Genomic DNA, 11,583 nt, shown 5'->3' with positions numbered 1-11,583 from the left:
GCGTTGCGTGGCGATCCCTCGACCGGCATCGGCACGGCCTATCAGCCGCATCCGCAAGGCTACGAGAACGCTGCCGCGCTGGTCAGGGGCCTCAAGGACCTCGGCGACTTCGAAATTTCCGTCTCCGCCTATCCGGAAAAGCATCCGGAAAGCGAAAGTGACGCCGTCGATATCGATATGCTGAAGCGGAAGGCTGATAACGGTGCGACACGGGCGCTGACGCAGTTCTTCTTCGATAATGACGTCTTCGAGCGTTACCTGGAGCGCGTGACGGCGGCAGGCATCACCATTCCTGTTGTGCCCGGCATCATGCCGATCCAGAATCTGACGCAGCTCAAGCGTTTCGCAGGTCGCTGCGGTACCAGCATCCCCGCCTTTCTGGATGAGCGTTTCGAAGGTTACGACGAGGATATCGACGGCCGTGCCCGTGTCGCTGCAGAGGTTGCGGCTGAGCAGATCGCCGACCTTCAGCGGCGCGGCGTCAGCGAGTTTCACCTCTACACCATGAACCGCGCGCCACTGGTCAACGCTGTGCTGGAAAATCTGGGGCTGGAGCGTCTGCGCCGTAGCGCGGCCTGATGTGACGCCCGACGGTAGCCGAATACAAAAAAGCGCAGGTCCCACGGGATCTGCGCTTTTTAAATTCGTGTCATCTACGGTTCTTTACTGCGTTTGGTCTTCACGTTTCGTCAGATGAAAAGCATCATCGCCACGAACAAAAACGCCAAACCGACTGCCAAGGCATTGAGAGATTTTGTAAGTCCCATGGGTGCCTCCTCTTGTTGACAGGTTCGATAATATGACCGTTTTGTGGCGGTTGAAAAGCGCTTTCTGTGATGCGCTGCAGCACGGTTTGCCGCGCCGTGAAAAAGCGTTTTCGGTAATTTATTGAAAATAAACGATTATTAATCAATCACGCAGTGCTTCAGAGGTTTAAAAAAAGTAAATGACCGGGGTGTTATCCCCAGTCATCCAGTCGAGATTAGCGATTTCCGCCTTGATTCCGGCCGACAGATTAAAGGCCGGAGGGCGCCATTAAGACTTGTTAAAGCGCCTGCAGAAGCGCTGCCGTTGGCCAGCCGTCCGCCGGCATGCCCAGGCGCTGCTGCTCCTTCTGGATCGCGACGCGGGTGCCGGAACCGAGAATGCCATCCACCTTGCCGACATTGTGGCCACGGGCTTCGAGCTTGGTCTGAAGCTGCTTCATGGTGGCGTCATCGAAGCCAGGATCGGGGTTGCCCTTGTCATAGACCGGGCCGCCCATCAGGCGGGTGGCGAAATAGGCGGCCGAGGTCGTGTAGATGAACGACTGGTTCCATTCCAGATAGATGTTGAAGTTCGGATAGGTCAGGAAGGTCGGTCCCTTGCGGCCCTGCGGCATGATGAGGGCGGCGGGGAGGGATGCGAAGGTCTTGTTGCCATCGCGTGGGGTGACACCTAGCGCAAACCATTCGCCAGCGGTCAGCGGGCCGCCGAGGCCGGATTTTTCCCAGGGCAGGTTTTCCGGCAGGGAAACTTCCTGAATCCAGGGTTCGCCCTTCTTGAAACCGAGATGCTGGATGAATTTCGCTGCGGTCAGGATGGCGTCGGGCGCACTGCTCTTGACGTTGATATGACCGTCGCCATCACCATCGACACCGAAAGCGATGATGTCCTTTGGCAGCATCTGGACCTGGCCGATTTCACCGGCCCATGCGCCCGTATTGGTGGCGGGATCTAGATCACCATGCTGAACCATTTCGATCAGCGCCAGCAGTTGCGGACGGAAGAGCTCCGGGCGGCGGCAATCGTGCGACAGGGTTACCAGCGCGTTGCGGGTGTTGAAATCGCCCTGAACGGCGCCAAAGTCGGTCTCCATGGCCCAGAAGGCAGCAATGACGCCAGCGGGCACGCCAAACTCATTTTCGGCGCGGGCGAAGGTGGAGGAGAGCTCCTGCAGTTTCTTGCGGCCAATATCAAGGCGCGCCTGACTGACGGTGCGCTGTGAGAATTCGAGGAAGGTCTGGCGGAAAACACCCTGTGCGCGGTCACGCGAGAGCACCTTCTGGTCGATCTGCGCGCCAGCCAACGCCTTCTGGATGGCGTCTGCCGGAATGCCCTTGGCCAGCGCGTCGGCCTTGACGCCTTCAAGGAAGGTGCCGAGATCACCACCACAGGCGACCTGCTTGGGATCGTCAGGCGAGGCAACCGGTGGCGTGGCGAGGGCTGCACTGGAAGACAAAAGAGACAGAGCGGCGGCAAAAATGATGCTGCGCGACCGGAACGTGGGCATGGGAATTTCCTCGATAGGTTGTTAGCCCGCTTTACCCATATGTTTGCGACAAAAAAACGGATCGGGCGATCTGACGTGGTTGAACAACGCCGAATTTTAGAAAGTGTTGCTTCTTGGCCGTTCTATTTGGCCGAAGCGATCCATTTCCGCCAGTTTTTCTCGCTTCCGGCAAAGACGTTGATGTCGGTGGGACCGTTCACCCCGGGCACGACGCCGGTGGCGGTGTATTGCCAGAAAGCCCATTTGCGGTCTTCGTAAATCTTGGCTGGATGGGCTGCGACGGAACGCACCCAAAAATGGTAGTCATTGAACTGGCCGACGAGATTGTCGCGGTGGAAATCAACAGAGGTATAGATGATCGGGCGCTTGCCGTAATGCGCCTCGATGCGGTCGAGGAAGCGCTTCATCTCGGCGCGGACGATGGCAGGGGCAGGGCGCGTCTTGCAGGTGGGCGAGGAGGGGTTCCATTCCACATCCAGAACCGGCGGCAATGTAACCGCGTCCTTCGGCACGTTTCTGATGAACCAGTCGGCCTGAGCGTCAGCGGTCGAGCAGAAATAATAGAAATGGTATGGCGCGTGCAGGATATTGGCGGCTGCCGCACTGCGCCAATGGTCGCCAAATTTCGGATCGATACGGTCCGATCCTTCGGTCGCCTTGATGAAGACGAAGGAAACGCCTGATTTGCGAACGGTTTGCCAGTCGACATCGCCATTCCACTTGGAGACGTCGATGCCGTGGACCTCATGCCGGTGCGGATTGTTGACACCGAAATCCTGCGGATCGGTATCGGAGAACTTCGGCTTGGAAACGGATGCGGTTTCCAACAGGTCATAGCTGGTGGAGGTGCAGCCGCCGATCAGCAGCAAAGCAGTTAGTAACGCTGATAAACGCAGCCGCATTGGAACCCTGAGGAATATGTTGCCCACCCGGCTGCGAAACGACGCGCCGTATCTCCCGATTTACCCATAACATGGTAAACAAAGTGATATGGCAAGGGCTGACGTGCTTTTTGCGCTGCGCAAGTCGCTGAATTCGTAGCGATTTGCTCTATTGTCGCGCGATTCGTTGCGGACTGGGCCCGAAAACGCTGATGTCTCGGGCGAGGGAGCGTCTATTCAACGCTCGTTAATCAGGCATCGGCCAACAGGCGCTGGATTTTCGGATGCTCGACATCGGCGACCGGAAGCGTGATGACGGCCCGCCAGGCATAACCCCTGGCGATTTCTTCGAATTCGAAATCGCCATCGAATCGGCCAGCCATATTGGCCAGAACGTAACGAAGATTAGCGCGGGGCGTAACGTGAAAACGCGTGAGCCACGCTTGCAGTAGGCTGCGGAACCACGTCGGCAACTGCTCCTGCTGGCCGAAATCGACGATATGCAGCGAACCGCCGGGCTTCAGAGCCTTGAGCGCCTGTTCGATCGCTTTTTCCCAGTCTGGTATCATAGACAGCGCATAGGGTATCATGACCCGGTCGAAACCGTCGGGCTGGCCGAATTCCGACGCGCGAAAGGCGGTGGCATCGGCGACACGCAGAATGGGGCGTTCCGCCTTGCCGGCAAAATTCTCGGACGCGGTCAGCAGCATTTCTGCGGATATATCGAGGCCGAAGAGCTTGGCATCGGGAAATCGGCGGCCCGCCAGCAGGAGGTTTCGACCGGTGCCGCAGCCGATTTCCAGCAGCGTGCCACCCTTCGGTACATCAAGGCCGGATATGGTCCGGTCACGGCCGAGAAGGTAATATTTGCGGGTGATATCGTAGATGTGCCGCTGGTGGCGATACATGCGGTCCATGAGGCTCGCATGGGCGCTGTCTGCAAGGCTCACGTTCTCGCCAATGGTCTTCATGCCAAAGCCCTCTGGTAAATATGGAAGCCGCCATAAATGGCCGAGCGGTCCATGGCATTGAGCTCGTTCGAGCGCTCCTCGAGATAGGCCCACTGGTCGCGGATGTCAGGCGAAAGCCGGCCTTCGATGACACTCGTTTCGGCCGCCGTACGGAAGATGACACGCGCGCCTAGTGCGGCGGTGCGGCTGATCTGTGACCACAACTCGTTGAGTTGCACGTCCGTCATCCAGTCCTGTGCGTCGAGCAGGATATAGCGGTCGACGGCGTTTGCGGGCTTGCGTGAGAGAAGCTCGGTATAGGTTGCGTGATGGACGGTGACGCGGGCGGTGTTGTTACGGATCGTCTCGTAATATTCCGGTTTGAGATAGGCCGGCAGGGCGCCCTCATGCGGCTCGGGATAACGGCGCGCGAAGGCCTGCCAAGCAAAATAATTGTCGCTGAGCGGGAAGTTGCAGGCAAGCTTTGCCAGACGCTCCTTGAGGACGGACGCAACGGTACCGTCGCTGGAAAGGCTGGCCAGCTCGTCATATTGGCGCGGCGGAATGCCGAGGCCGAAAAGCGAGCTTTTGCGCTTCGTCAGCCAGCGCACCACCGGCTTGTCAAACAGCGGCGCGACCTTGTTGTCAAAAAACTGGCGCTGTTCATCGAGCGTGCGGGTCTTGGCCAATTCTGTAAGCTTCACGCCATGCAGCCGGGCCATGAGGTGGCCCGCGCCAATGAAGCGGCCCAGCAGGCCGGTGCGATAGATGTTCCGGTCGAACACCGAAATGCGCCGGCGGCCGGAAAGGGTGCGCTTCGACCAGTAGGCTTTGGTTGTGGCATCGAGATGCTCGGCTATGAAACGGTCATAACCGACGCTGTTGCTGCGGTGATTGGCGCGGCCGAAGTGGCGCACGACGTCCTGGTGCGCCGGCAGATGGCGGAAGGCGGCAAGCTTCAGCTTGTTCAGCGCGATGTGGTGCGGATTGAGGTCTACCACATCGATGCTGGCGGGGTTGCGCGACAGATAGGCGAGCATGTTACAGCCGCCGGAGCCGATGGTGACGATGCGGTGGCCTTCGCCAAGCTCCATCGCTTCCATATCGATCTCAGGGTCTTCCCAGATCTGCGGATAGACGAGGCCCGAAAAGAGGAGGCCGAAGAAGCGCTCCGACAGGCCGCTTTTGGAGAGTGCCTTGTGCTGGAGCAATGCGGACTTCAGTTTGGTATTCTTACTGAAGCCGGTCTTGGGTGCCGCACTCGTCATCTAATCACCTCTCAGTCGATTGAGAGGCGTCTACAGCCGTGACGCTACAATTTGATGACAAGGGCTGTGGGTGAAATCAGGGCACCGAAAAGACGATGTGGTCCATCGGCGTCGACGCAGTGGGCGGGACCTCGTTACACACGACGTCTTCCTCGGGCTCGACCCGAGGATCCATAATGCACTGCAATCGTGGATTCTCAGGAAAAGCCCGAGACGGAGAGAAAATTTCAGGCGCTTTTGTCACCGGTATCGAGAAGCCGGACGAATTCAGGCGGCGTCTCCAACCGAGCCAATGCGATTACTTGCGCAGAACGTGCAGCATACCCTTGCGCTTGGCATCGTAATAATAACCGCGCGCATAAAGCCGCACGGCGTTGTCGCGGTCGTTGCCTGCAACGACCCATGCGCCACGCAGATATTTGACGGCGTATTTGAGATTGGTTTCGGCGTCGAACAGGCCGGAGGCCGGGCCATCAAAGCCCATGGAGCGAGCCGTCGCGTGCCTGATCTGCATCAGGCCGAAATTGCCGCTGCTGTAGGCGCCTGGATTATATTTGCTTTCACGCTGCACGACGCGATGAACCAGATCTTCCGGCACATCATACATGGTGGCGTATTTGGTAATCAGCCCGCTCAGCTTTTCGCGTCCGGCCGGCGCGGCGTTCAGCGGCGCGGTCATTGATTCGTTCTGCCTGATGGCAGCAAGAGCAGCGTTTGTGGGCCCGGCGGCATAGGCCAGAACCGTGCTGCCCGGTTTCGGCATCGGAATGACCTTGCGTTCCGCGGTCAGTTCGGTGCCGATCGAGGGCGAGCCGGGCGGCGGCGGTGCGGGCGGGAAGTTACCCTTGACGGCAACCACCTGCGGCAAATCGGCGGCAGCGTTGTGGGCAATTGGCTTGGCAGCCGTTTCGATGGCTGCTGACGCGTGCGTCATAGTTGCCGGAGCAAGCGCCGCAGCCGTGGTCGGCGCAGCGGACGCTTCGGCGGTCTGTGCCATCTCGGTCTGCTGCGGCTGCATCTGTGCCGAGATGGCTGCAGCGGCTGCAATCTCAGAGGCTGGCGGCAGGGCCACGCGTCCGCCCTTGACGGCGACGGCAGTGGGAAGTGCTGTTGCTGAAGAAGCGGCTCCGGCTTCGGCAGTCTGAACTGTCTGTGTGGCAGGTGTACCGCCTGCAGCGGTTTCAACGGTTGCTGGCTGCGCTGATGCTTCGGCTGTATTGGTGGGAGTCACCGTTGTGATTTTCGGGCCATTGGGACCTTCCTTGGCGGCATATTCGACGCTGGTGCATGCGCTCAATGCCAGTGCCAGACCCACGGTGGAAGACAGAAGAAGTGCACTTCTTCCGCGGAATTTTCCCGAATTTCGCATGTTGCCGCCTTCGTTAGCCCGTCTCTTGATACCCCCGCGTCAAGCGAAGCAGGCAGTGACCCGTCGCGCTTTCATTAACCTATTGTAAGGATAGCGGCAAGCCGGGACGTCACAGAGGACGTTTCAGGCTGCGATTCGCCGGTAGCCCGCGCTGACGGCGCGGCCAGAAATGAAGTGTGTGCGGTATTTCGCCCTTATCTTTTTGTCACCTGACATGCGGCGCACCAGCGCAAGCGTCGGTCCGGAAAGCAGGGCCTGTACCGTGAGAATGACAAGCGTCATAAGCAGGATGGCCGCCTGCGCCATCGCCAGGGTTTCGATCGTGTTGCCGGAGGCCGAGACGAACTGCGGCAGCAGCGCCAGAAAAAACGCGAAATAGCGCGGGCGAAGTGCCGAAATCCCATAACAATCGCGGAAGATGCCGCTCCAGGATTTGCCCGGCAGATTGTCATTGTCGGCATTGGCCGCCTGGGCTGCCGGCGTGGCAAAAGTCCATAGCAGAAACAGCATCAGCCAGCCAATGCCAGCCCATTGCACGATTTCTACAAAGGATTGAGGGAGATAGGTGAGGCCGGCGACCGGAATGGCCGAGATCGTCATCGCGGTGACGATGCCGAGAGCGCCTCCGGTGACCGAGGCAAAGATCGTCTTCCTGCCACGAATCGCGGCATAGGAGGCGACAGAAAATACAAGGGGGGAGGGAAGTGCGAACACAACGGCACATGCTGCGCAAAAAATCAGCCAGGCCTGTCCAGACATTCTCTTCCTCCTTGCCCTCCCTGTCGCCGTCTATTTTAGACTATCGTAAAATCAGGCCGCTGTGAACGGCTGACCGACGTGTTCCATCACTTCGGTGAACCATTTTGCAGAGAGGTCGAAATGCTTTCCGCCCTTGATACGCGGAAACTCGATGGTCCGCAATTTGCCATTTTGATCTTCGTCGTGACCGGTGACGCCGGAGACCTTGTTGAGGGCGCTTTCCACCGCGAGATCGACCATGCCCTGGATGAGACGCAAATCGTCGCCATTGGCTGGTGCTGAACGCGCGAAATAGCCCGATTTCTGCACCATCGAGCGTTCCGCGCCGATCAGGCTGGCAAACTGTTTCTGGAACCAGCCGCCGACATTGATGGTATCGATCTTCACGTGGCCGAATGCGTCGCGCTTGACCGCCTCGCCGGAAGCTTCGCGCTCCGCGACGATGGAATCGAGGCCGGCTCCTTCAGAGACGAACAGCGTGACGTAGCCGTGTCGGTCCATGATTTCCTTGAGCCGCTCTGCTTCGGCTTCAATGTCGAAGGCCATTTCCGGCAGGTAGATGCCGTCGATACTCTTCATCTGCGAGTTCATCATCAGACCTTCGACATACGCGTTGCCGCGGGTCTTCTGGATATAGGCGCGGGCGGTGGCCGCCGTCAGCCAGCCGCAGTGGCGGCCCATGACTTCATGGATGACGAAAGTTTTGGGTGCTGCGCTCTGCTCGTTGCTGACATTGTCGAAGAAGGATGCCCCGACTTCGGCGGCTGTCCAGGCGCCAAGCGACTGCTTGATCGGGACCACGTCGTTATCCACCGTCTTCGGCAGGCCGACAACGGTGAGGTCATAACCGTTCGCACCGAGATAGGCGGCAAGGTCGGCGGCCGTCGTGTTTGTGTCGTCGCCGCCAATCGTGTGGAGAATGGTGACGCCGTCAGCCGCCAGCCGGTCAGCCGCGACGCGCAGCGGATTGTCGCCTTCCTTGACCAGGCCACGCTTGGCGCAATCGGCGGCATTGGTGAGCTTGACGCGGCTGTTGCCGATCGGCGAGCCGCCGTAACGGTGCAGTAGATGCGCTTTCTCGCGCATGTCCCTGTTGATTTCGATGCGGTCACCCAAGAGCACGCCCTGATAACCGGAGCGGTAAGCGATGATATCGATTTCGGGTGCGATGTCGCTGTAGCGCTCGATCAGGCCGCCGACCGCCGAAGAGAGACAGGGCGCAAGGCCACCCGCGGTCAGCATTGCGACTTTCTGTTTAGCCATCACGGCTCTCCTTTTCACATTTGCCCAAAATCTTGTCTGGCAAATGGATGCGACAGCCGCGTGTAGGTGTAAAGTGAATTTATGAAGAAAAATGCCGATTTCTTGCGGTTTTTCAGCGGCTTGACGAAATCAGGCGAATATAATCGTTTCAATCGCGGCAAGGATGGGGCCGCCATGGCGTGCTGTGGAAAACCCCGGCACGCGCTGGACGGCGCATCTTGTTCCTCAAGCAAAACTGTCGCAAAGATGAATAAAAGTTAATGCCGCAGTGCAGCCGGAGATATTGCATTCGCGGCGATATGCCGTCATGCTTGCGGGCATGATGTTCGATTTCGCCTGTCTGCAAATTTCATCCCTGTGGGAGCGACTGCTCGGCGCAATCGGCGACGCGGCAGGCAATGCGCTCGGGCGCGTTGTCGAAGCTATCCGAACCCTGTTCGAGGGCGACCCGGAAACCCGCCGCAAGGTATCCTTTTCCGTCGCCATCATCGCCCTCTCCGCCAAGATGGCGAAGGCGGATGGTGTGGTCAATGACGCCGAGGTTCGCGCGTTCCGGCAGATTTTCGATTTCCCGGAAGAAGAAGCAAAGAACGTTGCCCGTCTTTATAACCTCGCGCGTCAGGACGTTGCCGGTTACGAGGCCTATGCCGAGCGGCTGGCTGGTCTTTGTGGTTCCGGTCACGACAATTGCGAGATGCTGGAAAGCGTCATTGACGGCCTTTTTCATATTGCCAAGGCCGATGGGCTGATCCACGAGCGGGAACTCGCTTTCCTCGGTCGCATCGCGGAAATCTTCCATATCACCGAAGATCATTTCGAAACCATCATGGCGCGGCATGTGCATATGGACGGGCGCGACCCCTACCGCGTGCTTGGTGTATCGCCTTCCGACGACTTCCTGGATATCCGCAAGCGTTACCGTTCGCTGGTTGCCGAGCATCACCCGGACAAGCTCATCGCCCGTGGCGTTCCCATGGAATTGCATGCGGCCGCGAATGAGCGTATGGCGGCTCTCAACGCCGCTTATGCGGCCATTGAGAAAGAACGCCGCGTCGCATGAATGACACTCTGCCGGATTTTGTCCCGGATTTCGGGCGCGCTGCCGTTGCGCCCTCGCCCAATCATGGCGAGAGGATCGGCGTTGCTGGCCCCGATATCATCCTTCTCCACTATACCGGCATGACGACGGCTGACGGCGCGCTTTCGTGGCTCTGTAATCCCGAAAGCCAGGTGTCCAGCCACTATTTCGTTTTTGAAGACGGGCGCATCATGCAGCTCGTGCCGGAAACGCGCCGCGCCTGGCATGCGGGCAAAAGCTTCTGGGCGGGGCACGAGGATATCAACTCCCGTTCCATCGGCATCGAAATCGCCAATAAAGGTCATCCCGGCGGGCTGCCGGCGTTTCCGAAAGAGCAGATCGATGCGGTGATCGAATTATGTCGCGATTGCGGCCAACGCTGGAATATAGCGCCTGAAAGGGTGCTTGCGCATTCGGACGTGGCGCCCATCCGCAAGGTCGATCCAGGCGAAAATTTCCCATGGGACATCCTGTCGCGGCAGGGTGTCGGCCACTGGGTTGAACCCGCGCCGATCCGCGGCGGCCGTTTTTTCCAGCGCGGGGATCACGGCCAGCCGGTCGAAGCGTTGCAGTCGATGCTGTCCATCTATGGTTACGGCGTTGAAATATCGGGCAATTATTGTGAAAAGACCGAGGGCGCCGTAGCGGCGTTCCAGAGGCACTTCCGGCCCGCGCTGGTGGACGGCATCGCGGATTTTTCGACCATTGACACCCTGCACCGGCTGATTGCCAGTCTACCGAAATTTTCGGTCGCCTGAACGCGGATTTTGGAAAATGAATCCCGGCATGTGGCTCTCGCCAAGTCGCTTTTTTTGACATGCCACAGTTAATCCGCATTGAGGAAGTTTAAGAAGGTCACTGTATGCGGTGACGTTCTTCAGGGGAACCTGCCGTCAATATCAATCAAGGAGACTGGACAGCGGAAAGTCGTGATCGACTTTCCGGGCGTTGATTATTTGTGCCGCTTCATTGGTCCGGTCGTCCGATCTGGAGACTTTTTCTACATATGAACAGGGTTGTTGTTGCTGTCGTCGCGGGCGTTGTTATGCTGGCTTCGCAGGTGGGGATTGCTTTTGCCAAAGATGAGGATGTGAAGACCAAGACCGTGACGCTGGAGACTTTTTTCCGCAAGCCCGGTTACCCCATTCCCGAAAAGAGCCTGCCGGCCTCGCTCAAGAACGACTATTCCGATCTGATCGTCAAATATGCCAAGCGTTACGGCGTTCCCACGAATCTTGCGCATGCGATCGTGTCCGTGGAGAGCAAGTTCAATCCCAAGGCGCGCGGCAGCGCCGGCGAGGTCGGGCTCATGCAGATCAAGCCGGCGACGGCGCGGATGATGGGCTATCGCGGCACGACCAAGGCGCTCTACGATCCCGAGACCAATATCCGCTGGGGCATGCAATATCTGGCCACGGCGCATCAGCTGGGTGGCGGTCAGGTTTGCAGCACGATCCTGCGGTACAATGCCGGCCATGGCGCCACCCGCATGAACCCGGTTTCCAAGCGTTATTGCGGTAAGGTGCAGGCGTTGCTGGCCGGCTGAGGATTTCATCGTCTGCGAAACTGCAAAATTGCGAAAAGCGATTCCGGTTCGGCCCGGCATGCTGTAGTCATAGGCAAAGCTGATACGGAGCGTGACATGCCGGATTTCAAATACATCGTCGTCGGGGCCGGGATGATGGGAGCGGCCGCGGCGCGGCATCTCTCGGTGCAAACGGATGGCGTGGCGTTGATGGGTCC

11 protein-coding genes are annotated in these 11,583 nt (G+C 58.7%); 4 read left to right on the top strand and 7 right to left on the bottom strand.

Annotated elements, in window-relative coordinates; translation table 11 throughout:
- On the top strand, nt 1–579 hold a 579-nt coding region (locus tag ACUTJJ_RS22750; RefSeq protein ID WP_445543512.1), incomplete at its 5' end, for a methylenetetrahydrofolate reductase.
- 466 nt (nt 580–1,045) lie between these two features.
- Here the strand turns inward: ACUTJJ_RS22750 and ACUTJJ_RS22745 are convergent.
- From ACUTJJ_RS22745 to ACUTJJ_RS22715, 7 genes are all read right to left on the bottom strand, one after another.
- Entirely contained in the window at nt 1,046–2,272 is a 1,227-nt protein-coding gene (locus tag ACUTJJ_RS22745; protein ID WP_144577334.1) for a lytic murein transglycosylase, read from the bottom strand.
- 122 nt (nt 2,273–2,394) lie between these two features.
- Complete coding sequence (locus ACUTJJ_RS22740) at nt 2,395–3,174, bottom strand: glycoside hydrolase family 25 protein (RefSeq protein ID WP_144577336.1); 780 nt, start codon at nt 3,172–3,174, stop codon at nt 2,395–2,397.
- 230 nt (nt 3,175–3,404) lie between these two features.
- A complete protein-coding gene (locus ACUTJJ_RS22735) occupies nt 3,405–4,124 on the bottom strand; it encodes a class I SAM-dependent methyltransferase (protein WP_445543511.1) in 720 nt (239 codons plus the stop codon).
- Nucleotides 4,121–5,371: a DUF3419 family protein gene (locus ACUTJJ_RS22730; RefSeq protein WP_445543510.1), complete on the bottom strand. Its 1,251-nt coding sequence runs from the start codon at nt 5,369–5,371 to the stop codon at nt 4,121–4,123. The genes ACUTJJ_RS22735 and ACUTJJ_RS22730 overlap by 4 nt, the downstream gene beginning before the upstream one ends.
- A gap of 298 nt (nt 5,372–5,669) precedes the next feature.
- A complete protein-coding gene (locus tag ACUTJJ_RS22725; RefSeq protein ID WP_445543509.1) occupies nt 5,670–6,740 on the bottom strand; it encodes a transglycosylase SLT domain-containing protein in 1,071 nt (356 codons plus the stop codon).
- Nucleotides 6,741–6,863: 123 nt separating this feature from the next.
- Nucleotides 6,864–7,499, bottom strand: coding sequence for a LysE family translocator (locus ACUTJJ_RS22720; RefSeq protein WP_445543508.1), 636 nt, complete (start codon nt 7,497–7,499; stop codon nt 6,864–6,866).
- Between the two features lie 51 nt (nt 7,500–7,550).
- Complete coding sequence (locus tag ACUTJJ_RS22715; RefSeq protein WP_445543507.1) at nt 7,551–8,762, bottom strand: pyrophosphate--fructose-6-phosphate 1-phosphotransferase; 1,212 nt, start codon at nt 8,760–8,762, stop codon at nt 7,551–7,553.
- A gap of 319 nt (nt 8,763–9,081) precedes the next feature.
- On the opposite strand from ACUTJJ_RS22715, the gene ACUTJJ_RS22710 reads away from it, so the two are divergent.
- From ACUTJJ_RS22710 to ACUTJJ_RS22700, 3 genes are all read left to right on the top strand, one after another.
- Entirely contained in the window at nt 9,082–9,822 is a 741-nt protein-coding gene (locus tag ACUTJJ_RS22710) for a J domain-containing protein (protein ID WP_063950791.1), read from the top strand.
- A complete protein-coding gene (locus ACUTJJ_RS22705) occupies nt 9,819–10,598 on the top strand; it encodes an N-acetylmuramoyl-L-alanine amidase (RefSeq protein WP_063950590.1) in 780 nt (259 codons plus the stop codon). Before ACUTJJ_RS22710 ends, ACUTJJ_RS22705 begins: the two co-directional genes overlap by 4 nt.
- A 248-nt stretch (nt 10,599–10,846) precedes the next feature.
- Complete coding sequence (locus ACUTJJ_RS22700) at nt 10,847–11,386, top strand: lytic transglycosylase domain-containing protein (protein ID WP_144577344.1); 540 nt, start codon at nt 10,847–10,849, stop codon at nt 11,384–11,386.
- Nucleotides 11,387–11,583: the final 197 nt, after the last annotated feature.

The organism is Agrobacterium sp. DKPNP3, from assembly GCF_052686535.1.
Note: the sequence above shows the minus strand (reverse complement) of the source record. Positions and strands in the feature narration are given on the sequence as shown.